Source organism: Pseudomonas sp. KD5, from assembly GCF_012932895.1.
Classification (GTDB): domain Bacteria; phylum Pseudomonadota; class Gammaproteobacteria; order Pseudomonadales; family Pseudomonadaceae; genus Aquipseudomonas.
The window spans coordinates 249735-274300 of sequence record NZ_JDWJ01000006.1; the positions used below are offsets into that span (position 1 = coordinate 249735).

Here is a 24566-nt window from a genome sequence, read left to right on the forward strand (position 1 = left end):
CCTCGTGTCGAGCGAAGCGAGGCTGCGATCTCTTTTCAGTGATTTAATCGTCGCTGACGGTAATGTTCGGCATCGCCGGCGTCGCGGCTTCCTGCAACACGATCCGCGCGCCGACATGACGGGCCAGTTCCTGGTAAACCATCGCAATCTGGCTGTCAGGCTCGGCGATCACCGTTGGCTTGCCGCCATCGGCCTGTTCGCGGATCAGCATCGACAGCGGCAACGAAGCCAACAGTTCGACACCATACTGGTTGGCCAGCTTCACACCGCCGCCCTCACCGAACAAATGCTCGGCATGCCCGCAGTTGGAGCAGATGTGCACGGCCATGTTTTCGACCACACCCAGCACCGGGATGTTGACCTTGCGGAACATTTCCACGCCCTTGCGCGCATCCAGCAATGCCAGATCCTGCGGGGTAGTCACGATCACCGCACCGGCCACCGGGACTTTTTGCGCCAGGGTCAACTGGATGTCGCCGGTGCCTGGCGGCATGTCGATGACCAGGTAATCCAGGTCGCCCCAGGCCGTTTGCGTGACCAGTTGCAACAAGGCGCCGGACACCATCGGCCCACGCCAGACCATCGGCGTGTTGTCGTCGGTCAGGAAGGCCATGGACATCACTTCGACGCCATGAGACTCGATCGGAATGAACCATTTCTGATCCTTGACCTGAGGACGGGTGCCTTCAGGGATGCCGAACATGATGCCCTGGCTCGGACCGTAGATGTCCGCGTCGAGAATCCCCACTTTGGCACCTTCACGAGCCAACGCGAGCGCCAGGTTGGCGGCCGTGGTGGATTTGCCCACGCCCCCCTTGCCAGACGCCACGGCCACCACGTTTTTGACGTTGGCCAACCCCGGAATCTGTGCCTGGGCCTTGTGCGCGGCAATCACGCTGGTGATCTCGACGCGGGCAGTGACCACGCCGTCCAGGCCCTCGATGGCCAGCTGCAACAACTGCGCCCAGCCACTCTTGAACAGACCGGCGGCGTAACCCAGCTCCAGCTGGACGCTGACGCGATCGCCCTGGATATCGATGCTGCGCACGCACCCGGCGCTGACCGGGTCCTGGTTCAGATAAGGGTCGGTGTATTGGCGAAGGACGGCTTCCACCGCTGCGCGATTGACGGCGCTCATGGGCAACTCCGATAGCAAGACTGGAAAATCAGGCGGGTATCCTAACCGTTCTATCGCCTGGACGGGATGCTTTCAGAATATGACAAATATCTTATGGCCGGCGGGTACAAAGGTCCGTGGAGGCTGGCCGTGGGGGTGAAAAATATGCGCCGGCGCTTTATAGTGGCCGACCTCCGTTTCATCAAGTAGCCGAGCCCCATGTCCGAGCCACGCAAGATCCTCGTCACCAGCGCCCTGCCCTATGCCAATGGTTCGATCCACCTCGGCCATATGCTGGAATACATCCAGACCGATATGTGGGTGCGCTTCCAGAAGCATCGCGGTAACCAATGCATTTATGTCTGCGCCGACGACGCCCACGGTTCGGCCATCATGCTGCGCGCAGAAAAGGAAGGCATCACCCCGGAACAACTGATCGCCAACGTCCAGGCTGAACACAGCGCCGACTTTGCCGAGTTCCTGGTGGACTTCGACAACTTCCACTCCACTCACGCCGAAGAAAACCGTGAGCTGTCGAGCCAGATCTACCTGAAGTTGCGCGACGCCGGGCACATCGCCACGCGCTCGATCACGCAGTACTTCGACCCGGAAAAGAAAATGTTCCTGGCCGACCGCTTCATCAAGGGCACCTGCCCGAAATGCGGCACCGAAGACCAGTACGGCGACAACTGCGAAAAATGCGGTGCAACCTACGCGCCGACCGACCTCAAAGATCCGAAGTCGGCAATCTCCGGCGCCACGCCGGTGCTCAAGGATTCCCAGCACTTCTTCTTCAAGCTGCCGGACTTCCAGGAAATGCTGCAAGCCTGGACCCGCAGCGGCACGTTGCAAGATGCCGTGGCCAACAAGATCGCCGAATGGCTGGACGCCGGCCTGCAACAGTGGGACATCTCCCGCGATGCGCCGTACTTCGGCTTCGAAATTCCTGATGAGCCAGGCAAGTACTTCTACGTGTGGCTGGACGCGCCGATCGGCTACATGGCCAGCTTCAAGAACCTGTGCAACCGTACGCCTGCACTTGATTTCGACGCGTTCTGGGGCAAGGACTCCACCGCCGAGCTGTACCACTTCATCGGCAAGGACATCGTCAACTTCCACGCCCTGTTCTGGCCAGCGATGCTCGAAGGCGCCGGTTTCCGTAAACCGACCGGCATCAATGTGCACGGCTACCTGACCGTCAACGGTCAGAAGATGTCCAAGTCCCGCGGCACCTTCATCAAGGCCCGGACCTATCTGGATCACCTGTCGCCGGAATACCTGCGCTACTACTACGCGGCCAAGCTGAGCCGTGGCGTCGATGACCTGGACCTGAACCTCGAAGACTTCGTGCAGAAGGTCAACTCGGACCTGGTCGGCAAAGTCGTCAACATCGCCAGCCGTTGCGCCGGTTTCATCAACAAAGGCAACGCTGGCGTGCTGGTGGCCGGCAACGCCGCGCCGGAGCTGACCGAAGCGTTCCTGGCCGCAGCACCGAGCATCGCAGAAGCCTACGAGGCGCGTGACTTCGCCCGGGCCATGCGCGAAATCATGGGCCTGGCCGACCGTGCCAACGCCTGGATCGCCGACAAGGCACCGTGGTCGCTGAACAAACAGGAAGGTAAGCAGGATGAAGTCCAGGCCATCTGCGCCCTGGGCATCAACCTGTTCCGCCAACTGGTGATTTTCCTCAAGCCGGTGCTGCCGCTGCTGGCCGCCGATGCCGAGGCGTTCCTCAACGTCGCACCGCTGACCTGGAACGACCACGCCACCTTGCTCAGCAACCATCAGCTGAACGAGTTCAAACCGTTGATGACCCGCATCGACCCGGTAAAAGTGCAAGCCATGACCGACGCCTCGAAAGAAGACCTGACCGCCAGCCAGACCGACACCGGCGAAGCTGCCGCGCCTCAAGGCAACGGCGAACTGGCCAAGGATCCGCTGTCGCCGGAGATCGAGTTCGATACCTTTGCCGCGGTCGACCTGCGCGTCGCCCTGATCCTCAAGGCCGAAGCCGTCGAAGGGGCCGACAAACTGCTGCGCCTGACCCTGGACATCGGTGACGAGCAACGCAACGTGCTCTCCGGCATCAAGAGCGCCTACCCGGACCCGGCCAAGCTTGAAGGTCGCCTGACCATGATGATTGCCAACCTCAAGCCGCGCAAAATGAAATTCGGGATCTCCGAAGGCATGGTGATGGCGGCCGGCCCTGGTGGCGAAGAAATCTACCTGCTGAGCCCCGATAGTGGCGCCAAGCCAGGTCAGCGCATCAAGTAAGGTCCTGCGCTAAACCGATCCCACAGTCGTGCCCGGCGCGACTGTGGGATTTTCATATCTGGCCCACCCTCCTTCCTTGCCGGATAATGCCTAATCTCTTTTTAGAGAGTTCTTTTTAGAGAGCCCTTTCTAGAGAGCCCCTTAAGAAAGCCCTGTTCTTACCGGCACGATCATGACCGAACTGCTTCTTACGCTTATCAGCGCTGCCCTGATCAACAACCTCGTGTTGCACTGGCCGCTGGGCGTCGATCCGGTGCTGGGCAGCGAGCGGCGACAGGTGCATGCATTGGGCATCGCGACGACGTGCCTGATGCTGATCGTCGGCACGCTCGGCCATGCGCTCTACCACTGGCTGCTGGTGCCGCTGGGGCTGACGTCGCTGCGACTGTTTGTATTCCTGCCGCTGAGCGTTCTGCTGATCGGCCCGCTGCTGAAGCTGCTTCCACGGTTATTCGCCAAGCTTTCATTCGAGGGGCTCTGGCCCCTGCTGCTGGGCAATGCCGGCGTGCTTGGGCTGACGTTGCTCAATGCTCAGGACGACAAGGGATTTTTCCACGCCATAGCCCTGAGCCTCGGTGCCGGGCTGGGTTTCTGGCTGGTGCTGAGCCTGTTCAGCGACTTGCGCCAACGCACACTCGATAACGATGTCCCCCTGCCCTTTCGCGGCCTGCCGATCGAATTGATCAGCGCCGGATTGATCGCGGTGGTTTTTCTCGGATTCAGCGGGTTGATCAAAACATGAGTCTGATTCAACGCATCGATGCCCTCTTGCCGCAGACTCAATGCGGCAAGTGTGGCCACCCCGGATGCAAACCCTACGCCGAAGGCATCGCCAGCGGCGAGCCGATCAACAAGTGCCCTCCGGGCGGCAGCGAAACCATCGCGGCCCTGGCCGAGCTGCTGAAAGTGCCGGTGCTGGAACTGGACGTCAGTCGCGGCTCGGCACCGGCGCAAATCGCGTACATCCGCGAGGCCGAATGCATCGGCTGCACCAAATGCATTCAGGCCTGCCCAGTCGACGCGATTGTCGGCGCGGCGAAATTCATGCACACGGTCATCGTCGACGAATGCACCGGTTGCGACCTCTGCGTGGCGCCCTGCCCGGTGGATTGCATCGAGATGCATCCGCTACCGCTGGCCACGCTGCCGATTGTCGGTGGGCTGGCGTTCAGCCTGGAGGAGCAACAGGCCCGGGCCGCCAAGCGCAACCGCGCGCGACGTCGCTTCGAACAGCGCAATGCCCGCTTACATCGCGAAGAGCAACAGAAGCTCGCCGAACGTCAGGCCCGCGCCCAACGCGCCGTGCAGCACAGTGAAGTGACACTCGACCCGGTTCAGGCCGCGCTCGAGCGCGTGCGGGCGCAGAAGGCCGCCAATGCCGATGCGGCGCTGAAAAAGGCCAAGGTCGATCTGGCCATGAGTCGAGCGCAGTTGAACAAGTCGCTCAAGGCCTTCGGGCATCCACCGACCTTCGAACAGCAATCGCAACTGATCGTGCTGCAACAGCAATTTGAAGCCGCCGAGCAGACGCTGGCGCAGCTGGAAAACAGTGCACCGGTGGTAGCTGTTCAGCCTGTTCCGACTAACGATGCCGAGCTGAAACGGGCGAAGATCCAGTTGGCCATGCGCCGCGCCGAACTCAAGAAGGCTCAAACAAACGAAGCGTCGGCCGAACAGATCGCAGCATTGCAACATGCGCTCAGCGAAGCCGAGCGGCAGGTGGATGCCTATGCCGCCCCTTGAATCGGTGGACGAACGCCTTCAGCAGGCCATGAAGCTGGTGTTGCTGGCCACCCTGCCGGGAATGCTGATGTTGTTCTGGCTGTACGGTTGGGGCGTGTTGATCAACCTGATTCTGGCGGCTGCTACCACACTGGCCGTTGAAGCAGCGGTGTTGCAGCTGCGCAAGCAACCTGTAAAACCGACAGTGAGCGATGGCAGTGCGCTGGTCAGCGCGACCCTGTTGGCCCTGGCCTTGCCGCCTTATTGCCCGTGGTGGCTGACGGTCAGCGCTGCGGCATTCGGACTTTTTTTCGGCAAGCACCTGTATGGCGGCGTTGGCAGGAATCCGTTCAACCCGGCGATGCTCGGTTTCGCCCTGGCTTTAGTGACATTTCCCCAGCAAATGACCCATTGGCCGTCGTCCCATGGCATGGACTTTCTCGCTGGCCTGCAACAAGTGTTCGGCTTCAACCTCGGCCAGACGCCAGACGCGTGGGCCCAGGCCACCGCGCTGGACAGCCTGCGAATCAACAAAAGCCTGACCATGGACGAACTGTTTGCCGGCAACCCGGCATTCGGCCATTTCGGCGGCCGGGGCGTGGAATGGGTCAACCTGGCCTTCCTGGCTGGCGGCGCGTTTCTGCTGCAACGACGGGTGTTCAGCTGGCATGCGCCGTTCGGCATGCTCGCCAGCCTGTTCGTCATCAGCCTGTTGTGCTGGAACGGTTCGGGCTCCGATTCCCATGGCTCGCCACTCTTCCATCTGCTCACCGGCGCGAGCATGCTGGGTGCCTTCTTCATCGTGACGGAACCGGTATCCGGCGCAAAAAACCCCACGGCCCGGTTGCTGTTCGGCGCCGGAGTGGGGCTGCTGACTTACCTGATCCGCACGTGGGGCGGCTATCCCGACGGGGTGGCCTTTGCCGTCCTGCTGATGAACCTTTGTGTACCGGCGCTGGAGCGGTTTGCTGCCTCCAGACAAGCGCAGGTCAGCCCATGAACCGAGCAACCAGCGTTGTGACCCTGGTATTACTGGCAGGCCTGGGGACAGGCGCGACTTACCTCGCGCAGCACACCAGCGCCGCACGCATTGCCGCCGAACAACGCCTGATCGACAGCCGCAATTTGCTGGATCTGCTAGCGCCCGACAGCTACGACAATCAGCCACTGGAACACCCCCTCAGCGTCGAAAAAACTCGCCTGCCCAACAGCACGCTGCTAAATGGCTACCTGGCGTCCAAGGCCGGCCAACCGAGCGCCGTGTTGCTGCGCAGCCAGACACTGGGCTACGCCGGCGCCATCGATTTGCTGATCGCCATCGACCCCCATGGCACGTTGCTGGGGGTCAAAACCCTCAAGCAATCGGAAACCCCGGGGCTGGGCGGCAAGCTCGCCGACTGGCCCAATGCCTGGCTGCAAGTGTTTACCGGCAAGTCTCTAGGCGAACCAGGCGACACTGGCTGGGCCTTGAAAAAGGACCAAGGGCAATTCGATCAGATCGCGGGCGCGACCATCACCTCAAGAGCGGTGATCAATGCCACCCACGATGCATTGCGTTACTTCGATGAACACCGGCAACCGCTGATCGGGAGCAGTGCCCATGAATAAGTCATCGACCCTGCAGAACTCGCTGATGCTTGCGCCTCTGATCGGCGTCACTGATTCGTTGGTAACGGCCCTGGGCCTGTGGCTGATGTTCGCTCTGGTGCTCAGTGTCTATGACGTGAGCATGGGTATCTTGCGCTCACGACTGATTCCGGCAACCCATTTACTGGCCTGCCTCCTGCTGGCTGCCACACTGACCAGTTGTGCGGAACTCGCCACGCAAGCCTGGTCGCTTCAATGGCACCAGCATCTGGGGTTCTATACCGGATTGATCGCCTTGCAATGCGTGGTGCTGGAACATAACGGTTTTTTCCAGGGCACAAGGCGTGACCGCCTGCGCCTGTGCGGCCTGTTTGGCGCCTTGATGATTGGCCTGGGCCTGCTGCGCGAGCTCATCGGCAACGGGACACTGGGTAGCCATCTGCCCTGGCTGACCGGTGCTGTGCAACCGGACTGGCAAGGTTGGGTGCTCACCGCTGACGGAGGCCTGCGCTTGGCCACGCTGGCCCCCGGCGGGTTTATTCTGCTGGGGCTGCTGATCGCCGCACGTCAGGCCTGGACCCGCCCCACCCCCACATTGACCTCCTTCGAGGAAACGCATCGCCCATGAATGCCGCAAAACGTCTGGAAATTTTCCGCAGGTTTCACGAAGACAATCCTGAACCGAAGACCGAGCTGGCCTATTCCTCGCCGTTCGAACTGCTGATCGCCGTGATTCTCTCGGCGCAATCGACCGATGTCGGCGTCAACAAGGCCACCGCCAAACTGTTTCCGGTGGCCAATACGCCGGCGGCGATTTATGCCTTGGGCGTCGAAGGATTGTCGGAGTACATCAAGACCATCGGCCTGTATAACAGCAAAGCAAAAAACGTGATCGAAACCTGTCGCTTGCTGGTAGAGCGCCATGGCGGTGAGGTGCCGCAGACCCGCGAAGCGCTGGAAGCGTTGCCCGGCGTCGGCCGCAAGACCGCCAATGTGGTGCTCAATACCGCCTTTCGTCAGCTGACCATGGCCGTGGACACCCACATTTTCCGGGTCAGCAACCGTACCGGCATTGCTCCGGGCAAGAATGTGGTCGAGGTGGAGCAGAAACTGATGAAGTTCGTCCCGAAGGAGTATCTGCTCGACGCCCATCACTGGCTGATTCTCCACGGACGCTACGTTTGCCTGGCCCGCAAGCCGCGTTGTGGCAGCTGCCGGATCGAGGACTTATGCGAATACAAGCAAAAGACCTCGGACGATTGAGGCTCTATTAGTTTTATTGATTAGCCGATTGAAAAAATCTTTTTTACCCGCCGGGAAATTGTCGATATAAGGAGCGCCAAAGGCAGTCTTAGCCTGGAGTTAACCTTATGAGCACTGGCAAAGAGCAATTGGACGTAGAAGACGACTTCACCGCCGTTGAGGCCGATGACGCAGAACCGGTGGTGGAAGTAGCGAAGACCAACCTGAGCAAACGCCGCACCATCGACAATCTGCTGGAGGAGCGCCGACTGCAAAAGCAATTGGCCGATTACGATTTTGACCTATGACACCTAAAAGCCTCCCGAAACGGAGGCTTTTTACTAAGTGCCCATCCCCGACAAACGCCCGCTCATCGCCCCTCGTCAAACGCTGGCGTACTCATACCAGGCCATTACGTTGAGCCAATTCAATAAGATCGACCAGTGAGCGAGCATTGAGCTTTAGCAACAGGCGAGTCTTGTAAGTACTGACGGTTTTATTGCTGAGGAACATCCCATCGGCGATTTCCTTGTTTGTCTTACCTCGGGCCAACTGCTGCAGGACCATCATTTCCCGCCCGGACAAACGATCCACCATATCGGCCTCACTGGCATTCCCAAGACTGGAGCGCACAGTATGCAGCGCCTGATTAGGGAAGTAGCTATAACCTGACAGTACCGCCTTTATTGCACTGAGCAACTCAGTAAGGTCCTGTTGTTTACAGACATATCCGGCGGCACCCGATTGCATACAGCGCATGGAAAAATGCCCTGGAGCCTGGGACGTCAATATCAGCACTTTAAGAGGCATCGCCGCTGATGTCAGGCGCGCGATAACTTCCAACCCATCCAGCTTCGGTATTCCAATATCCAGGATAACGATATCCGGCATAAGTTCACGAGCAAGTTGCAATGCATCCACGCCATTGTCTGTTTCTGCAATGACTTCGTAGCCATGACGCTCCATTAGCATACGTACCGCAAGACGAATGACGGGGTGATCATCCACGATCAGCACTTTATTCATGGGCAAGTCCAATTTTCGCTGTTCGAATTTTTAGAGCCCGCACCATAGCCTAGTCGTTTCACCCATGGCATGCCGTCCCCCTCGACCACTCGCACCGAGAGACATCACCTACAAACAACACGGATTATTCCTACAAGAAATCATTGCACACGATGAGCCAGAGATTTTATTGGCCGAACACTGCTAATCGCCTCGACAGTTTCTTTGTAACAATTCACACCCCAAAAAACAGGGTTCAACGCCCTTGGTCCGACAGACCGCGACTATTAAGCTACCCTTAAAGGTAACGAGTATCTTGCAGAATCTTACATAACCCGGCCCGAACGGCTCGAAAAACCTTACACACAGCAACACTTCAGAAGCCAAACAAACCCACGCAACTTTAAAACAAATAAACAGACATACCCAGACCCAGAACAATGCAGCTACTATATCAATTTCAACCACACAACAAAAAAACTTAAAATAACAAAAACAAAAACAACACATCCATACATGCATCACCGCCAAAACACACCCTATAAACCAACAGAGAAAAAGATAATATCTAATGAGTAAAAAACATGATAAAACTCAAAAAAAGAATCACCAACCCCATGACAATCATTGCAATATTTGCAGCACTGTCCGAAACATCAGCTGCTGTATCGCTGCCCTTTCTTGACCACAAGGAGAGAGAACTCTACATCTGGTTTCTGATCAGCTTTCCCTTTTATTTGCTTTTTCTTTTCTTCGCCACACTTAACTTCAATTATCGATCGCTTTACGCGCCCTCCGATTTCGAGAAGGGAAAGCATTTTATAAAAGTCATGGACAACGCTGATCACTCTGGAAACAGCACTTCCAGTGTGTCGCCTGAACGCTCGGTCCAACACCATGTGCAGTTGCCCGCACCGCTAAAGGATCTGCACATCATTGATGCACGCTGGATAACCAAAAAAATGGGGTTCAGCGCCTTGATGGAGAGTATCCAGCACGCTCCGGATAATCCTGCACACGTGATCGTATTTCTCACGTGCGCCGATTCGGAGGTAGTGCTGAAGGACAGCGCGCTCAAACACTGGAAACAACTAAAGAAACGCAGCAACGCAACGTTCTGTGTTTCTTACAATTTGAGCTCACATGGCGTGACGATCATGGGCTAGGTTTTGACCCGTCGCACAGAGCAAGGCAGCCCTTGAAGTGAGATCAAAGGCAGGCAGCAGAGGGAACGGTTAGAAGAAACCAGCAGAAAGCGAAACGTAATATGCAGCAGCCCTTTTTCAGAACTGTGGCCTTGTCATCGACAAGGCCACAGTTCCATTACCGCATCAAAGGTCTCAGAACAGCTTGCGGCCTTTGTTCGCCGCGATACGCATGCGCAAGGCGTTGAGCTTGATGAAGCCCGCCGCATCGGCCTGGTTGTAGGCACCGCCATCTTCCTCGAAGGTCGCGATGTTGGCGTCGAACAACGACTCGTCGGACTTGCGTCCGGTGACGATCACGTTGCCCTTGTACAGTTTCAGGCGCACTACGCCGTTCACGTGGGCCTGGGAAGCATCGATCATCTGTTGCAGCATCAGACGCTCTGGGCTCCACCAGTAACCGGTGTAGATCAGACTGGCGTATTTAGGCATCAGCTCGTCTTTGAGGTGAGCCACTTCGCGGTCCAGGGTGATCGATTCGATCGCACGGTGAGCGCGCAGCATGATGGTGCCGCCAGGCGTCTCATAGCAGCCACGGGACTTCATGCCCACATAGCGGTTCTCGACGATATCCAGACGGCCGATACCATGTTCGCCACCGATACGGTTCAAGGTCGCCAGCACGGTGGCCGGGGTCATTTCGACGCCGTCCAGTGCAACGATGTCGCCGTTACGGTAGGTCAGTTCCAGGTACTGTGGTTTGTCAGGAGCGTTCTCCGGGGAGACGGTCCAGCGCCACATGTCTTCTTCGTGCTCGGTCCAGGTGTCTTCCAGCACGCCACCTTCATAGGAGATGTGCAGCAGGTTGGCATCCATCGAGTACGGGGATTTTTTCTTGCCGTGACGCTCGATCGGAATCGCGTGCTTCTCGGCGTAGTCCATCAGCTTCTCACGGGACAGCAGGTCCCATTCGCGCCATGGAGCGATCACTTTCACGCCTGGCTTCAAGGCATAGGCGCCCAGTTCGAAACGAACCTGGTCGTTGCCCTTGCCGGTCGCGCCGTGGGAAATGGCGTCAGCACCGGTTTCGTTGGCGATTTCGATCAGACGTTTGGCGATCAACGGACGAGCGATGGAAGTACCCAGCAGGTACTCGCCTTCGTAAACGGTATTGGCGCGGAACATCGGGAACACGAAATCACGCACGAATTCTTCGCGCAGATCGTCGATATAGATTTCTTTTACGCCCATGGCCTGTGCCTTGGCGCGGGCCGGCTCGACCTCTTCGCCCTGACCCAGGTCAGCGGTGAAGGTCACTACTTCACAGTTATATGTATCCTGCAGCCACTTGAGGATCACCGAAGTGTCCAGGCCGCCGGAATACGCCAGAACGACCTTGTTTACGTCCGCCATGCCATCACTCCACGGGGTTCTACGGAAAGCTGTCAAGTCTACCGCTCATGCAGGATAATTTACAGAGGCGCGACAGCTTATGACGACGAAGCGACAGATTATGTCGAGCGAGCGACGAATTCAGCAGGTTCAGGAGGTCGTCGCGCTGCTCGCGGCGGCGGTGGCTTGAGGCGCAGGCTTCTCGGTCGGTGCGACCCGTTCGAGGCGTACGGCAACCCGGCGATTCTTAGCCCGGTTGGCGGCATTGTTGTTGGGCGCCAGCGGATAGCGCTCACCGTGAAAACGCAGGGTGATCTGCGATTCCTGCACACCATTGGCCTTGAAGAAATCCATCACCGCCAGCGCCCGGCGTCGTGACAGTTCACGGTTGGTCAGGCGGTTGCCACTGTTGTCGGAATGGCCGTCGAGTTCAATGTGGTTGACCGTCGGATCGGCCTTCATGAACTCCAGCATGACCTGCAACTGGGCCTTGGCCCTGGCATCGAGATCGATACCCTCCCCCGGGAAGCCGACCTCGGATTGCTTCACTTGCTCGAAATTCTGTGGCAACAACTTGGCGACGCAACCCTGATAGTCACCATAGGCCTTGCTGAACTTGACCGGCAGCAGACGCACTTCCGACACCCGACCGTCGCCCGATGAGTGTCGAACGACCGGGCTGCGCCCCTCCATCAACCCGCTGATCAGGCGCCCGGCCTGCACTTGCGAGCTGTTGAACAGCACGTTGCCACTACCGATTCTCACCGAGCCCAGGTTAATGTCGCCACGCCCCGGCTGCCATGGCGCAGCCGCCGCCAGCAAGGTGGCGGAACCCCCACCGATCATTGAGTTGTACGCCTTCAGACGAAATGTCGCCTGCTCTCCGGCGCGCCGCACAAACTCACCCGAACCGAAATCAGTGATCGGTTGAGTCAGGCGGCATTCGAACTTGTCACCTTCGACCGTCCACTCGATGCTCTCCAGGCGAGTCTGGAAAGTGAGCGCCATCGCGGGAAGGCTGGCAAACACACTGAGCAAGGCTAAATAACGCTGGCGCACGGGAGGCTCCACTGGCTTCTACGACAAAAAGACCGACACACATATTCACGGCCTGCCTGTTGGGTATCGGAAGCTTGTCGTAAAACTTGATAGCGAGTGCCTGGAAGAGTCTTTTCCGGTAGCATTCCCCTGAGTTTGACCCGCCTGGAATTCCCTCATGTCCGACCGCCTGACCCTGCTGCGTCCCGACGACTGGCACATTCATCTTCGCGATGGTGCCGTGTTGACCAATACCGTCGCGGATGTCGCGCGCACCTTTGGTCGCGCCATCATCATGCCCAACCTGGTACCTCCGGTGCGCAACGCTGCTGAAGCCGATGGCTATCGCCAGCGGATTCTCGCCGCACGTCCGGCCGGCAGCCGTTTCGAACCGCTGATGGTTCTGTACCTGACCGACCGCACACAGCCCGAAGAAATTCGTGAGGCCAAGGCCAGCGGTTTCATTCACGCCGCCAAGCTGTACCCGGCAGGCGCGACCACCAATTCGGACTCTGGCGTCACCAGCATCGACAAGATTTTCCCTGCACTGGAGGCCATGGCCGAAGTCGGGATGCCCTTGCTGGTTCACGGTGAAGTCACCCGTGGCGATATCGACGTTTTCGATCGGGAAAAAATCTTCATCGATGAGCACATGCGTCGCGTGGTCGAGCGTTTCCCAACGCTCAAAGTGGTGTTCGAACACATCACCACCGCCGATGCCGTGCAGTTCGTCAACGCGGCTTCGGCCAACGTTGGCGCCACCATCACCGCGCATCACCTGCTGTACAACCGCAACCACATGCTGGTGGGTGGGATTCGGCCGCACTTCTATTGCCTGCCGATCCTCAAGCGCAATACCCACCAGGAAGCCCTGCTCGACGCTGCCACCAGCGGCAGCGACAAGTTCTTCCTCGGCACCGACTCGGCCCCCCATGCCCAGCACGCCAAAGAAGCGGCTTGCGGCTGTGCCGGTTGCTACACCGCTTATGCCGCGATCGAGATGTATGCCGAAGCCTTCGAACAGCGTAATGCGCTGGACAAGCTCGAAGCCTTCGCCAGCCTCAATGGCCCGCGTTTCTACGGTCTGCCGGCGAACACCGATCGCATCACCCTGGTCCGCGAAGAGTGGACCGCCCCAACCAGCCTGCCATTTGGCGAGCTGACCGTTATCCCGCTGCGCGCCGGTGAAAAACTGCGCTGGCGCCTGCTGGAGGAACACGCGTGAGTGAAGACCATTTCGACGACGAACAGGACGGTCAAGGCGGTGGAGGTGGTCCTCGTCATCCAATGGCTGCCAGATTCCGTGGTTACCTGCCGGTTGTCGTCGACGTAGAAACCGGTGGCTTCAACTCGGCCACCGACGCCCTGCTGGAAATTGCTGCAACCACTATCGCCATGGATGAAAAAGGGTTCGTGTACCCCGATCACACCTACTTCTTCCGGGTTGAGCCATTCGAAGGCGCCAACATCGAAGCAGCAGCCCTGGAATTCACCGGGATCAAACTCGATCACCCGTTGCGCATGGCAGTGAGTGAAGAAGCGGCGCTGACCGATATCTTCCGTGGCATTCGCAAGGCTCTGAAAGCCAACGGTTGCAAACGGGCGATTCTGGTCGGTCACAACAGCAGCTTCGACCTGGGTTTCCTCAACGCGGCAGTCGCGCGCCTGGACATGAAACGCAACCCGTTTCACCCGTTCTCCAGCTTCGACACCGCGACCCTCGCCGGTCTTGCCTACGGTCAAACCGTACTGGCCAAGGCCTGTCAGGCAGCGGACATCGACTTCGACGGTCGTGAGGCTCATTCGGCTCGCTACGATACCGAGAAGACCGCCGAGCTGTTCTGCGGCATCGTCAATCGCTGGAAACAGATGGGCGGCTGGGAAGACTACAACGACTGAGTCTGGTCGCCGGTTTATCCCGCCCATAAAAAAACCGGCCTCAGTGAGGCCGGTTTTTTATTGCCGGACGCCTGGCTTACAGCGCAGCAGCGTGCTCGGTCAGGTAAGCCGCAACGCCTTCTGGCGAAGCGTTCATGCCTTTGTCGCCTTTTTTCCAGTTGGCAGGGCAAACTTCACCGTGCTCTTCGTGGAATTGCAGAGCGTCAACCAGACGGATCAGCTCTTCCATGTTACGGCCCAGCGGCAGGTCGTTGACGATCTGCGAGCGGACAACGCCCTTGTCGTCGATCAGGAACGCACCACGGAAAGCCACGCCGTCAGCGGACTGAACGTCGTAAGCCTTCATGATTTCCTGCTTGATGTCAGCAGCCATGGTGTAACGAACCTGGCCAATACCGCCATTGTTCACCGGGGTGTTGCGCCACGCGTTGTGGGTGAAATGCGAGTCGATCGAAACGGCGACCACTTCAACGTTGCGTGCCTTGAAGTCAGCCATGCGGTTGTCCAGAGCGATCAGCTCGGACGGGCAAACGAAGGTGAAGTCCAGTGGGTAGAAGAACACCAGGCCGTATTTGCCTTTGATGGCCGAGGACAGGGTGAAGCTGTCTACGATTTCGCCATTGCCGAGTACGGCCGGTACGGTGAAGTCAGGGGCTTGTTTGCCTACGAGTACGCTCATTGGATATCTCCTGGTGTAATAACGTTGAAGAACAGGGCTCATGCCAGCCTGTCACCCTCAGGCGACAGCCCTGTGACACGAACCTCCTTCGCAAAAGGCCGACCATCATACACCGCGTTTTTCGCCTGTCCTTAGCGGTTTTTTTCTGGCGGGCAAAATGGCCGCTGCTATTTTTTTTCGCAAGGCGCGAGAGGAAACCGTTCGTCAGTCAAAGGCCCTTATGACGAAAAGCCTTCAGAAACCACTTTGACAATCATTCTCGTTAACATTAAGATCCATCGCAATTGAGTCACAACCAGCGACGGTTCTCACTTATGTATGTCTGCCTCTGCACCGGCGTCACCGACGGTCAAATCCGCGATGCAATCTATGAAGGTTGCTGCAGCTACAAGGAAGTCCGTCTGGCTACCGGCGTAGCCGGCCAATGTGGCAAATGCGCTTGCCTGGCCAAGGAAGTGGTGCGTGAAACACTGGGCAAACTGCAAACGGCCCAGGCGGCGATCCCCTACCCCGTAGAATTTACAGCCGCATAACTACCGTATTTCGAAGAACCGGACTTGATGTCCGGTTTTTTTATGTCTGAAAATCAATCGCTTAGGCCTTAGACGCGGAACACAAACATTCTTATTCCGATTAATTTTCATTTAAGTTTCAATAACTTAGGTTTGACACTATTAATTACGCGGCTCAAACTCCGCCTTATATACAGCTAATACAGGGCAGGACTCCCACCATGAAAGGCGACGTTACAGTCATCCAGCATCTCAACAAAATCCTTGCCAATGAACTGGTCGCGATCAATCAGTACTTCCTGCACGCGCGCATGTATGAAGATTGGGGCCTGAACAAGCTCGGCAAGCACGAGTACCACGAATCCATCGACGAGATGAAGCACGCTGACAAGCTGATCAAGCGCATCCTGTTCCTTGAAGGCCTGCCGAACGTCCAGGACCTGGGCAAGCTGCACATCGGCGAACACACCAAGGAAATGCTTGAGTGCGACTTGAAGATCGAACGCGACGGCCATGCAGACCTGAAAGTCGCTATCGCTCATTGCGAAACCGTCGGCGACTTCGGTAGCCGTGAACTGCTCGAAGACATTCTTGAATCCGAAGAAGAACATATCGACTGGCTGGAAACCCAGCTGGGCCTGATCGATAAAGTCGGCCTTGAGAACTATCTGCAATCGCAGATGGGCGAAGAGTAAGCTCTACGCCGCTAACCCCGACGCAATAAAAAGCCCCGCTCTCTTTACAGAGGCGGGGCTTTTTACGTGCGCTCTTGTAGGAGCGAGGCTCGCCCGCGAAGAACGATGACGCGGTGTATCTGCAGAAGCGCGGCGCCTGCTTCGCGGGCAAGCCTCGCTCCTACAGGTACCGAATCAGGCTTCGGTCTTGGCAGCGGCGGCTTTGGCGGCGGCGTCTTTGATCAGTGCCTGCAACGAACCGTCGGCAGACATTTCAGTCATGATGTCGCTACCACCAACCAGCTCACCGGCAACCCACAGTTGTGGGAAGGTTGGCCAGTTGGCGTACTTTGGCAGGTTGGCGCGGATTTCCGGGTTCTGCAGGATATCCACATAGGCAAACTTTTCACCACAGGCCATCACAGCCTGGGCGGCTTTCGCGGAAAACCCACACTGCGGGGCATTCGGCGAGCCTTTCATGTAAAGCAGAATGGTGTTGTTGGCAATCTGCTCTTTAATCGTTTCGATGATATCCATGGAGCACCTCGGCTGAACTTTCCGACTCAGTGGTCGGCACGGTGGCGCATTGTAACGGAAACCCGAGCGCCATGCTCGGCCTCCCCGACAGACATGTTCACGCCGCCGCCACGGTCACCGGCACGCCGTTCAATGCCGCATTGCCCGACAACTCATCGAGTTGACATTCGTCAGTCAGGTCATTGGCGCTGGAACCTGGCTGGCCACTGGCAATCGTCATCTGCACGCCCGGTCGCGCATGGCCCCAACCGTGGGGCAGGCTGACCACTCCTTTCATCATATCGAGGCTGGCGACCACTTCAACCTCGATCACGCCGACCCGTGAACTGACGCGCACCCGCTGCCCATCGCTGAGCCCGCGGCTGGCCAGGTCGTCCGGGTGCATCAACAGTTGATGGCGCGGCTTGCCCTTCACCAGGCGGTGATAGTTGTGCATCCATGAGTTGTTGCTGCGCACATGGCGGCGACCGATCATCAGCAACTCATCGGCGGCTGGTGCTTGCAACGCCGCAAAGCGCGCCAGATCGGCGAGGATCTCCACAGGCGCCGCCTGGACGCGCTGATTGGCCGTCTTCAGACGAGGCGTCAAATTGGGCTTGAGCGCGCCGAGATCGACACCGTGAGGGTGATCGAACAAGGTCGCCAGCGACAGTTTGTGCTCTGAAGCATCGCCATACAGGCCCATCCGCAGCCCCCGGTCGATCATCTGCGCCGGCGCAATGGTCGGTTTCAGCTCCTTGCCGGTCTTCGCCGCAAAGGCCTTGGCCAGCCCCACGAAGATCTCCCAGTCATGCAGCGCGCCTTGCGGCTTGGCGAGAATCGCCCGGTTGAAACGGGTGACGTTGCGCACCGCGAACATATTGAACGTGGTGTCGTAATGATCGTTTTCCAGCGCCGAAGTCGACGGCAGGATCAGGTCGGCATAACGCGTGGTTTCATTGATGTACAGGTCGACGCTGACCATGAACTCCAGCCCGTCCAGCGCCTGCTCCAGCTGTCGGCCATTGGGCGTGGACAACACCGGATTACCCGCCACGGTGATCAGCGCACGGACCTGCCCTTCCCCTTCGGTGAGCATCTCTTCGGCCAGCGCCGACACCGGCAACTCGCCACCGTATTCAGGACGCCCGGACACGCGGCTTTGCCACAGATTGAAATGGCCGCCCGACGTGGACGCCACCAGGTCCACCGCCGGCTCGGTGCACAACGCACCGCCGACACGATCAAGGTTGCCGGTCACCAGATTGATCAATTGCACCAGCCAATGGCACAAGGTGCCGAAGGCCTGGGTCGAGACGCCCATGCGGCCATAGCAGACCGCCGTCGGGGCTGCCGCGAAGTCCCGCGCCAGTTGACGGATCTGTTCGGCGGGTACTGCGCACAGCGGGCTCATGGCCTCGGCAGTGAAACCTGCGATCGCCTTACGCACTTCATCCAGACCATCGACCGGCAAATGACTGTCGCGGGTCAGGCCTTCAGCGAATAACGTATTGAGCAGCCCGAACAACAGCGCCGCATCGCCGCCGGGGCGCACGAACAGATGCTGATCGGCAATCGCCGCCGTTTCGCTGCGACGCGGATCGACCACCACCACTTTGCCACCCCGGGCCTGAATCGCCTTGAGGCGCTTCTCCACATCCGGCACGGTCATGATGCTGCCGTTGGAGGCCAGCGGATTGCCGCCCAGGATCAACATGAAATCGGTGTGATCGATGTCCGGGATCGGCAATAGCAAGCCGTGGCCGTACATCAAATGACTGGTCAGGTGATGGGGCAACTGATCGACCGACGTCGCGGAAAACCGGTTACGGGTTTTCAACAGGCCGAGGAAGTAATTGCTGTGGGTCATCAACCCGTAGTTGTGCACGCTGGGGTTGCCCTGATAGACCGCCACCGCGTTCTGCCCGTGACGCTCCTGAATCGCCGCCAGGCGTTCGGCTACAAGGCTGAACGCATCTTCCCACTCGATAGGCTGCCACTCGCTACCCACTCGCTGCATCGGCTGACGCAGGCGATCCGGGTCGTTCTGAATGTCTTGCAGGGCCACCGCCTTGGGGCAGATATGCCCACGGCTGAAGCTGTCCTGAGGGTCGCCCTTGATCGAGGTGATCTGCACGCCGCTGCCTTCGACTTCGGTGGTCTCGATGGTCAGGCCGCAGATGGCTTCACACAGGTGGCACGCACGGTGATGGAGAGTCTTGGTCATGGCCAGTCTCTGTTTTGTTCTGGGCGGGCAATGTCGGCCGCGGGAACAAAACTATGGCGCGTGACTTGCCACCGCGCCAGCGACGTTCGTCTTGTGAATCGACGACCATCAGGCAGGCCGATGGCAGCAAGGGGATCAGTTCGGCGGCGCCTGCAACTGGATTTCCTCAATGGTTTCTATCTGCTCGTGGGCGACATGCACGCCGGTGAGTTCGCCGATCAGCCGCCAATGCTCGTCGAGCCCGGCGCTGATGGTGGCCATGCGGTCGATCATGCGCCGGCCAGCCGCCTTCGTGACTTCGTCCTCACTGCGCATCAACTCGAAAGACATCGAGGTCATGGAAGCCGTGAGGTGGGTCAGAGAGCGTGCCGTAAGGCCAAGTAGCTCCATCAATAACTGTTCTTTCGATTCCATTCCTGAGGCTTCCTGCGTCGCTCGTGCTTTAGTTATAACCCAGCACTTTGCATTAGCAAATGTTTCAGACCAGACACATTGCCCGCCAAAGGCTCGAATGACAGGTCAAGAACCGACTGCCAATATGTCGCCCACGCCCTGTCTGATTGCCAAGCCCGGCGAGCCCAGTGTACAAATGGTGAGCTGCTGTCAGGACACAGGCTTCAAAAGCGCTACCGCGGTCACCCCGTAGCCTCTCTGAAATCCTCTAAACACCGTAGCCTATTGGAAAAACGCGACATTTAATGTCAATATCGCGCCTCCCCCTATTTCGTCGCCCCGTGCGGCTTACGCCGCAGGTCTCGCCCGTTTTTCAGTTAAACAAGGCTTTGAGTATCTGCGGTCTGTTGCAAAAAGGTAGTCAATGATGAGCGCAAGGCACTTTCTCTCCCTGATGGATTGCACGCCCGAAGAGCTGGTCAGCGTGATCCGTCGAGGCGTTGAGCTCAAGGACCTGCGTAACCGCGGCGTACTGTTCGAGCCTTTGAAAAACCGCGTCCTGGGGATGATTTTCGAGAAGTCCTCGACCCGTACCCGTATTTCGTTCGAAGCCGGCATGATCCAGCTCGGTGGCCAGGCGATCTTCCTGTCGCCGCGCGACACTCAGCTGGGCCGTGGCGAACCGATCGGCGACGCCGCCATTGTCATGTCGAGCATGCTCGATGCAGTGATGATCCGTACGTTTTCGCACAGCACCCTGACCGAATTCGCCGCCAATTCGCGAGTCCCGCTGATCAACGGCCTGTCCGATGACCTGCACCCGTGCCAGTTGCTGGCCGACATGCAAACCTTCCTCGAACATCGCGGTTCGATCCAAGGCAAGACCGTCGCCTGGATCGGCGACGGCAACAACATGTGCAACAGCTATATAGAAGCGGCGATCCAGTTCGACTTCCAGTTGCGCATCGCCTGCCCGGAAGGTTACGAACCCAACCCTGAGTTCGTGGCCAAGGCCGGCGATCGGGTAAGCATCGTCCGCGATCCGCAGGAAGCCGTGCGCGGCGCGCACCTGGTGAGCACCGACGTCTGGACCTCCATGGGCCAGGAAGAGGAAACCGCCAAGCGCCTGAAGCTGTTCGCACCGTTCCAGGTCAACCGTGCCCTGCTCGACCTGGCCGCGCCGGACGTGCTGTTCATGCATTGCCTGCCGGCCCACCGTGGCGAGGAAATCAGCCTCGACCTGCTCGACGACCCGCGTTCGGTGGCTTGGGATCAAGCCGAAAACCGTCTGCATGCACAAAAGGCCCTGCTCGAGTTTCTCGTCCCACCTTCGTACCATCACGCATGAGCCAGCCATTACTGCTGAACCTGCGCAATCTGGCCTGTGGTTATCAAAACCAGCGGGTTGTGCAGAACCTCAACCTGCATTTGAATGCCGGCGATATTGGTTGCCTGCTGGGCTCTTCGGGTTGCGGCAAAACCACCACTCTGCGGGCCATTGCCGGTTTCGAACCGGTGCACGAGGGTGAGATCCAGTTGGCGGGCGAGACCATCTCCAGCGCCGGTTTCACCCTCGCCCCGGAGAAACGCCGGATCGGCATGGTGTTCCAGGATTACGCGCTGTTTCCGCATTTGAGCGTGGCCGAGAACATCGCCTTCGGGATCCGCAAGCACCCGCAAAAGGATCGTGTCACCGAAGAATTGCTCGAATTGGTCAACCTGAAAAACCTCGGCAAGCGCTTTCCCCATGAACTGTCCGGTGGCCAGCAGCAGCGGGTTGCACTGGCCCGCGCCCTGGCGCCGGAACCGCAACTGTTGTTGCTCGACGAACCGTTCTCCAACCTCGACGGTGAACTGCGACGCAAACTCAGCCATGAAGTGCGCGACATTCTCAAGGCTCGCGGCACCAGTGCGATTCTGGTGACCCACGATCAGGAAGAAGCCTTCGCGGTCAGCGACCATGTCGGCGTTTTCAAGGAAGGTCGCCTGGAGCAGTGGGATACACCCTACAACCTCTATCACGAACCGCTGACACCGTATGTGGCCAGTTTCATTGGCCAGGGTTACTTCATTCGCGGTCAGTTGAGCAGCCCGGAGTCGGTGCAGACCGAGTTGGGTGAATTGCGCGGCAACCGTGCCTACACCTGGCCGATCGGTGGCGCCGTGGACGTATTGCTGCGTCCGGACGACATCGTCTATGCACCGTCCAGCCCACTGAGGGCGCAGATTGTCGGCAAGAGCTTCCAGGGTGCATCAACGCTGTACCGCTTGCAGTTGCCTACGGGCGCACAGCTGGAGTCGATTTTTCCGAGTCATGCCGATCATCTGGTCGGTGCTGAAGTCGGTATTCGGGTAGCGGCGGAACACCTGGTACTGTTCCAGGCCTCCGGCAGTACAGCGGCGCAGATTCCGACGATCGAGTCCGGGGTTCGGCGCTACGGCGCCGCCAGCTGACACCTGAATCCGTAGGAGCAGGGGGGCGCCTAGCCCTTGCCCCTACCAAAAAATTATCCGAGCAATAATTTTCCGCTCGCGACCAGCGTCGCATTCCCGCCAATACTCACCCGATCCCCTTCCAGCTGACAAAACAACTCCCCGCCCCGCGCCGAGCACTGATAAGCCGTCAGATTCGACTTGCTCAAGCGTTTCGACCAGTACGGAATCAGGCTGCAGTGGGTTGAACCGGTCACCGGATCTTCGTTGATGCCGATCGCCGGAGCAAAGTAGCGCGACACAAAGTCATGTTTGTTGCCTTTGGCTGTGACGATGGCGCCCGGCCACGGCAGTTTCGCCAGGGCAATCATGTCCGGCTGACAATCGAGCACCGCCTGCTCGGACTCCAGCACCACGAACAATTCTTTCGAGCCCAGCACATCGACTGCCTCAACGCCCAAGGCGCGCTCGACATCCCGGGTCATCCCCACTTCCGACGGCACGACTGCCGGGAAATCCAGCCACAAGCGCCCACCCTCTCGGGTGACACTCAACGGGCCGGACTTACAGATGAAGTCCAGTCGCTCGACCGGTTCTTTATAGAGTTCAAAGAGCACGTAGGCGCTGGCCAGGGTCGCATGGCCGCACAATGGGACTTCAGTGATCGGGGTAAACCAGCGGATGCGCCAGACAGAACCCTCACGCACCAGGAACGCGGTTTCGGCGAGGTTATGTTCGGCGGCGATTTTTTGCATCAACTCATCGTCAAGCCAGGCATCGAGCCGGTACACCATCGCCGGATTGCCACTGAACGGCCTATCACTGAACGCATCGATCTGATGAAACTCAAGCTCCATGACACTGCTCCTTTTTCCAGGTCGCCGAGCATGAAACCATGGACAACGCTTCACCAGTGACAGAACGAATCAATTTTCACCATACAGCGCCAGGATGAAAACCCAAGCCCCTCTATTCAGGCACGACCGATATCGGCGAACTTCGCCTGGGTGTGTTCGGCCAACACGGCAGGCGCCAGCTCGACTTCCAGACCGCGCCGCCCGGCGCTGACGAAGATGCTGGAAAACGGCTGGGCCGAATGATCGATAAAAGTGCGCAGGCGCTTCTTCTGCCCGAGCGGGCTGATACCGCCCAACAGATACCCCGTCGAACGCTGCGCAGCGGCTGGATCGGCCATTTCGACTTTTTTCACGCCTGCGGCCTGTGCCAGCGCCTTCAAGTCCAGACTTCCGACGACCGGCACCACCGCCACCAATAACTCACCCTTCTCACTCGCCGCCAGCAATGTCTTAAACACCTGCGCGGGGTCCAGGCCCAGTTTTTCCGCGGCCTCCAGACCATAGGACGCTGCCTTCGGATCATGTTCGTAACTGTGCACGCGATGTTCGGCACGAACTTTTTTCAACAAATCCAATGCGGGGGTCATGACAGCTCCAGACTTGGCGGCAGAAGAAAAATACTGCGCAGGATTCTAGGTCATTGATCGATAAAAGGCTCTATTGCGGTGCTATTTCCAAGGCCTGGCCGGGCTTTCGGCCGTTCGTCCACACGCATCTCGCCAGATGAACGATGCGATCATTCACAGGACTAATAGTTTAAATATGACTGATGGTTCACTTTCGACCTTTGACAGCAGTGCTTCTTGTCTATATTTTTTCGAATGTGAACACTGTACGAATGTCTCACCGCAGCACCCGGCAGTAAGCCGAGCACAGGATGGGGATCCTGCCTCGGTGAAAATCGCGCTTTGACCTTAATGAAAAAGCGCCAGACAACAACAAAAACGAGGTTTTCAATGACAACTGCGTTACAACAACCGTCGCTCTCGAGCCAATGCATGGCCGAGTTTCTGGGTACTGCACTGCTGATCTTTTTCGGTACGGGCTGCGTTGCCGCGCTCAAGGTGGCGGGTGCCAGCTTCGGGTTGTGGGAAATCAGCATCATCTGGGGTGTTGGCGTCAGCATGGCGATCTACCTCACCGCCGGCGTTTCCGGTGCGCACCTCAACCCTGCCGTGAGTATCGCGCTGAGCATTTTCGCTGACTTCGAAAAGCGCAAACTGCCTTTCTATATCTTCTCCCAGGTCGCCGGTGCCTTCTGCGGGGCATTGTTGGTTTACACGCTGTACAGCAACCTGTTCTTCGATTTCGAACAAACTCACCAAATGGTTCGTGGCACCGAAGCCAGCCTTGAATTGGCCTCGGTGTTCTCCACCTTCCCGAACCCTGCCCTGTCCACGGGCCAGGCCTTTTTGGTTGAAGTGATCATCACCGCCATTCTGATGGGCGTGATCATGTCGCTTACCGACGACAACAATGGCCTGCCCAAAGGGCCATTGGCGCCGTTGCTGATCGGTCTGCTGATTGCCGTGATCGGCAGCTCGATGGGCCCGCTGACCGGTTTCGCGATGAACCCGGCCCGCGACTTCGGTCCTAAACTGATGACTTTCTTCGCAGGCTGGGGTGAAATTTCCTTCACTGGCGGACGCGATATCCCGTACTTCCTGATTCCGGTTTTTGCACCGATTGTCGGTGCCTGTCTCGGTGCTGCAGCTTATCGGGGGCTGATTGCCCGTCATCTGCCCAGCGCCATACCTGCTACAAAGGACGCAGCACTGGCCATTGACGGCAAACCAAGAACGTCTTGAAACCGTTGGCGCGTGATCCTGCCCATTTTGATCCCGCGCCTGACTT

General features: G+C 58.3%; 26 protein-coding genes. 16 read left to right on the forward strand and 10 right to left on the reverse strand.

Going from position 1 to position 24566, the window contains the following annotated elements; genetic code table 11:
- Positions 1–43 precede the first annotated feature (43 nt).
- Positions 44–1138, reverse strand: a complete 1095-nt coding sequence (apbC, locus tag AF70_RS15550; RefSeq protein ID WP_019581546.1) for an iron-sulfur cluster carrier protein ApbC — start codon at positions 1136–1138, stop codon at positions 44–46.
- Positions 1139–1336: 198 nt separating this feature from the next.
- Between apbC and metG the strand changes: the two genes are divergently transcribed.
- The 8 genes from metG (at position 1337) to AF70_RS15590 (ending at position 8250) form a co-directional block, all read left to right on the forward strand.
- Positions 1337–3391: a methionine--tRNA ligase gene (gene metG / locus AF70_RS15555; RefSeq protein WP_028939451.1), complete on the forward strand. Its 2055-nt coding sequence runs from the start codon at positions 1337–1339 to the stop codon at positions 3389–3391.
- Between the two features lie 172 nt (positions 3392–3563).
- Positions 3564–4133: an electron transport complex protein RnfA gene (locus AF70_RS15560; RefSeq protein ID WP_028939452.1), complete on the forward strand. Its 570-nt coding sequence runs from the start codon at positions 3564–3566 to the stop codon at positions 4131–4133.
- Complete coding sequence (rsxB, locus tag AF70_RS15565) at positions 4130–5134, forward strand: electron transport complex subunit RsxB (RefSeq protein WP_028939453.1); 1005 nt, start codon at positions 4130–4132, stop codon at positions 5132–5134. Before AF70_RS15560 ends, rsxB begins: the two co-directional genes overlap by 4 nt.
- Positions 5121–6113 (forward strand): RnfABCDGE type electron transport complex subunit D, encoded by a 993-nt coding sequence (locus tag AF70_RS15570; protein ID WP_028939454.1) that lies wholly within the window; start codon positions 5121–5123, stop codon positions 6111–6113. Before rsxB ends, AF70_RS15570 begins: the two co-directional genes overlap by 14 nt.
- Positions 6110–6721, forward strand: a complete 612-nt coding sequence (locus AF70_RS15575) for an RnfABCDGE type electron transport complex subunit G (RefSeq protein ID WP_019581552.1) — start codon at positions 6110–6112, stop codon at positions 6719–6721. Before AF70_RS15570 ends, AF70_RS15575 begins: the two co-directional genes overlap by 4 nt.
- On the forward strand, positions 6714–7328 hold the full coding sequence (locus AF70_RS15580; RefSeq protein ID WP_019581553.1) for an Rnf-Nqr domain containing protein: 615 nt from the start codon (positions 6714–6716) through the stop codon (positions 7326–7328). Before AF70_RS15575 ends, AF70_RS15580 begins: the two co-directional genes overlap by 8 nt.
- Entirely contained in the window at positions 7325–7963 is a 639-nt protein-coding gene (gene nth / locus AF70_RS15585; protein ID WP_018926600.1) for an endonuclease III, read from the forward strand. The genes AF70_RS15580 and nth overlap by 4 nt, the downstream gene beginning before the upstream one ends.
- Before the next feature lie 107 nt (positions 7964–8070).
- A complete protein-coding gene (locus tag AF70_RS15590) occupies positions 8071–8250 on the forward strand; it encodes a PA3496 family putative envelope integrity protein (protein ID WP_018926601.1) in 180 nt (59 codons plus the stop codon).
- 91 nt (positions 8251–8341) lie between these two features.
- On the opposite strand, the gene AF70_RS15595 is transcribed toward AF70_RS15590, so the two are convergent.
- Positions 8342–8968 (reverse strand): response regulator transcription factor, encoded by a 627-nt coding sequence (locus AF70_RS15595; protein ID WP_018926602.1) that lies wholly within the window; start codon positions 8966–8968, stop codon positions 8342–8344.
- Between the two features lie 563 nt (positions 8969–9531).
- On the opposite strand from AF70_RS15595, the gene AF70_RS15600 reads away from it, so the two are divergent.
- Positions 9532–10113, forward strand: coding sequence for a hypothetical protein (locus AF70_RS15600; RefSeq protein WP_018926603.1), 582 nt, complete (start codon positions 9532–9534; stop codon positions 10111–10113).
- 174 nt (positions 10114–10287) lie between these two features.
- Here the strand turns inward: AF70_RS15600 and AF70_RS15605 are convergent, their stop codons facing one another.
- Both AF70_RS15605 and AF70_RS15610 read right to left on the reverse strand, forming a co-directional pair.
- A complete protein-coding gene (locus AF70_RS15605; protein WP_007938916.1) occupies positions 10288–11505 on the reverse strand; it encodes an argininosuccinate synthase in 1218 nt (405 codons plus the stop codon).
- Between the two features lie 129 nt (positions 11506–11634).
- Entirely contained in the window at positions 11635–12543 is a 909-nt protein-coding gene (locus AF70_RS15610; RefSeq protein ID WP_018926605.1) for an OmpA family protein, read from the reverse strand.
- A gap of 157 nt (positions 12544–12700) precedes the next feature.
- On the opposite strand from AF70_RS15610, the gene pyrC reads away from it, so the two are divergent.
- Together pyrC and rnt are read left to right on the forward strand one after the other, a co-directional pair.
- Positions 12701–13747 carry a dihydroorotase gene (gene pyrC / locus AF70_RS15615; RefSeq protein ID WP_018926606.1) on the forward strand — a complete coding sequence of 349 codons (1047 nt, stop codon included), beginning with the start codon at positions 12701–12703 and terminating at the stop codon, positions 13745–13747.
- A complete protein-coding gene (gene rnt, locus AF70_RS15620; RefSeq protein WP_007938919.1) occupies positions 13744–14421 on the forward strand; it encodes a ribonuclease T in 678 nt (225 codons plus the stop codon). The genes pyrC and rnt overlap by 4 nt, the downstream gene beginning before the upstream one ends.
- A gap of 76 nt (positions 14422–14497) precedes the next feature.
- Here rnt and AF70_RS15625 read toward each other — a convergent pair whose 3' ends face one another.
- Complete coding sequence (locus tag AF70_RS15625; protein ID WP_018926607.1) at positions 14498–15100, reverse strand: peroxiredoxin; 603 nt, start codon at positions 15098–15100, stop codon at positions 14498–14500.
- Between the two features lie 314 nt (positions 15101–15414).
- Between AF70_RS15625 and AF70_RS15630 the strand changes: the two genes are divergently transcribed.
- The gene (locus AF70_RS15630) at positions 15415–15633 is read left to right on the forward strand and encodes a bacterioferritin-associated ferredoxin (RefSeq protein ID WP_018926608.1); all 219 of its coding nucleotides are present in this window, start codon (positions 15415–15417) and stop codon (positions 15631–15633) included.
- A 200-nt stretch (positions 15634–15833) separates the two neighbouring features.
- Positions 15834–16307 (forward strand): bacterioferritin, encoded by a 474-nt coding sequence (gene bfr / locus AF70_RS15635; RefSeq protein WP_007898512.1) that lies wholly within the window; start codon positions 15834–15836, stop codon positions 16305–16307.
- 174 nt (positions 16308–16481) lie between these two features.
- On the opposite strand, the gene grxD is transcribed toward bfr, so the two are convergent.
- The 3 genes from grxD to AF70_RS15650 form a co-directional block, all read right to left on the reverse strand.
- Complete coding sequence (grxD, locus tag AF70_RS15640) at positions 16482–16823, reverse strand: Grx4 family monothiol glutaredoxin (RefSeq protein ID WP_007938922.1); 342 nt, start codon at positions 16821–16823, stop codon at positions 16482–16484.
- 97 nt (positions 16824–16920) lie between these two features.
- Positions 16921–19029 carry a molybdopterin oxidoreductase family protein gene (locus tag AF70_RS15645; protein WP_007938923.1) on the reverse strand — a complete coding sequence of 703 codons (2109 nt, stop codon included), beginning with the start codon at positions 19027–19029 and terminating at the stop codon, positions 16921–16923.
- 135 nt (positions 19030–19164) lie between these two features.
- The gene (locus tag AF70_RS15650; protein WP_007938924.1) at positions 19165–19443 is read right to left on the reverse strand and encodes a hypothetical protein; all 279 of its coding nucleotides are present in this window, start codon (positions 19441–19443) and stop codon (positions 19165–19167) included.
- Between the two features lie 406 nt (positions 19444–19849).
- Here AF70_RS15650 and argF point away from each other — a divergent pair, with 406 nt between their 5' ends.
- Positions 19850–20770 carry an ornithine carbamoyltransferase gene (gene argF, locus AF70_RS15655; protein WP_019581556.1) on the forward strand — a complete coding sequence of 307 codons (921 nt, stop codon included), beginning with the start codon at positions 19850–19852 and terminating at the stop codon, positions 20768–20770.
- On the forward strand, positions 20767–21876 hold the full coding sequence (locus AF70_RS15660; RefSeq protein ID WP_019581557.1) for an ABC transporter ATP-binding protein: 1110 nt from the start codon (positions 20767–20769) through the stop codon (positions 21874–21876). The genes argF and AF70_RS15660 overlap by 4 nt, the downstream gene beginning before the upstream one ends.
- A 53-nt stretch (positions 21877–21929) precedes the next feature.
- Here the strand turns inward: AF70_RS15660 and AF70_RS15665 are convergent, their stop codons facing one another.
- Both AF70_RS15665 and ybaK read right to left on the reverse strand, forming a co-directional pair.
- Positions 21930–22712 (reverse strand): PhzF family phenazine biosynthesis protein, encoded by a 783-nt coding sequence (locus AF70_RS15665; protein ID WP_019581558.1) that lies wholly within the window; start codon positions 22710–22712, stop codon positions 21930–21932.
- Positions 22713–22828: 116 nt separating this feature from the next.
- Positions 22829–23299, reverse strand: coding sequence for a Cys-tRNA(Pro) deacylase (gene ybaK, locus AF70_RS15670; RefSeq protein WP_007938929.1), 471 nt, complete (start codon positions 23297–23299; stop codon positions 22829–22831).
- A gap of 369 nt (positions 23300–23668) precedes the next feature.
- Here ybaK and AF70_RS15675 point away from each other — a divergent pair, with 369 nt between their 5' ends.
- The gene (locus tag AF70_RS15675) at positions 23669–24520 is read left to right on the forward strand and encodes an MIP/aquaporin family protein (protein ID WP_019581559.1); all 852 of its coding nucleotides are present in this window, start codon (positions 23669–23671) and stop codon (positions 24518–24520) included.
- The last annotated feature ends 46 nt before the right edge of the window (positions 24521–24566 follow it).

Bases quoted from the DNA above. Each gene is read 5' to 3' on its own strand.
- AF70_RS15605 (WP_007938916.1), bottom strand. From the start codon at position 11,505: ATGGCGGACGTAAACAAGGTCGTTCTGGCGTATTCCGGCGGCCTGGAC.
- AF70_RS15675 (WP_019581559.1), top strand. From the start codon at position 23,669: ATGACAACTGCGTTACAACAACCGTCGCTCTCGAGCCAATGCATGGCC.
- ybaK (WP_007938929.1), bottom strand. From the start codon at position 23,299: ATGACCCCCGCATTGGATTTGTTGAAAAAAGTTCGTGCCGAACATCGC.
- bfr (WP_007898512.1), top strand. From the start codon at position 15,834: ATGAAAGGCGACGTTACAGTCATCCAGCATCTCAACAAAATCCTTGCC.
- AF70_RS15645 (WP_007938923.1), bottom strand. From the start codon at position 19,029: ATGACCAAGACTCTCCATCACCGTGCGTGCCACCTGTGTGAAGCCATC.
- argF (WP_019581556.1), top strand. From the start codon at position 19,850: ATGAGCGCAAGGCACTTTCTCTCCCTGATGGATTGCACGCCCGAAGAG.
- AF70_RS15625 (WP_018926607.1), bottom strand. From the start codon at position 15,100: ATGAGCGTACTCGTAGGCAAACAAGCCCCTGACTTCACCGTACCGGCC.
- AF70_RS15665 (WP_019581558.1), bottom strand. From the start codon at position 22,712: ATGGAGCTTGAGTTTCATCAGATCGATGCGTTCAGTGATAGGCCGTTC.
- rsxB (WP_028939453.1), top strand. From the start codon at position 4,130: ATGAGTCTGATTCAACGCATCGATGCCCTCTTGCCGCAGACTCAATGC.
- AF70_RS15580 (WP_019581553.1), top strand. From the start codon at position 6,714: ATGAATAAGTCATCGACCCTGCAGAACTCGCTGATGCTTGCGCCTCTG.
- AF70_RS15650 (WP_007938924.1), bottom strand. From the start codon at position 19,443: ATGGAATCGAAAGAACAGTTATTGATGGAGCTACTTGGCCTTACGGCA.
- AF70_RS15595 (WP_018926602.1), bottom strand. From the start codon at position 8,968: ATGAATAAAGTGCTGATCGTGGATGATCACCCCGTCATTCGTCTTGCG.
- AF70_RS15560 (WP_028939452.1), top strand. From the start codon at position 3,564: ATGACCGAACTGCTTCTTACGCTTATCAGCGCTGCCCTGATCAACAAC.
- metG (WP_028939451.1), top strand. From the start codon at position 1,337: ATGTCCGAGCCACGCAAGATCCTCGTCACCAGCGCCCTGCCCTATGCC.
- AF70_RS15660 (WP_019581557.1), top strand. From the start codon at position 20,767: ATGAGCCAGCCATTACTGCTGAACCTGCGCAATCTGGCCTGTGGTTAT.
- AF70_RS15600 (WP_018926603.1), top strand. From the start codon at position 9,532: ATGATAAAACTCAAAAAAAGAATCACCAACCCCATGACAATCATTGCA.
- AF70_RS15630 (WP_018926608.1), top strand. From the start codon at position 15,415: ATGTATGTCTGCCTCTGCACCGGCGTCACCGACGGTCAAATCCGCGAT.
- grxD (WP_007938922.1), bottom strand. From the start codon at position 16,823: ATGGATATCATCGAAACGATTAAAGAGCAGATTGCCAACAACACCATT.
- apbC (WP_019581546.1), bottom strand. From the start codon at position 1,138: ATGAGCGCCGTCAATCGCGCAGCGGTGGAAGCCGTCCTTCGCCAATAC.
- AF70_RS15575 (WP_019581552.1), top strand. From the start codon at position 6,110: ATGAACCGAGCAACCAGCGTTGTGACCCTGGTATTACTGGCAGGCCTG.
- pyrC (WP_018926606.1), top strand. From the start codon at position 12,701: ATGTCCGACCGCCTGACCCTGCTGCGTCCCGACGACTGGCACATTCAT.
- AF70_RS15570 (WP_028939454.1), top strand. From the start codon at position 5,121: ATGCCGCCCCTTGAATCGGTGGACGAACGCCTTCAGCAGGCCATGAAG.
- nth (WP_018926600.1), top strand. From the start codon at position 7,325: ATGAATGCCGCAAAACGTCTGGAAATTTTCCGCAGGTTTCACGAAGAC.
- AF70_RS15590 (WP_018926601.1), top strand. From the start codon at position 8,071: ATGAGCACTGGCAAAGAGCAATTGGACGTAGAAGACGACTTCACCGCC.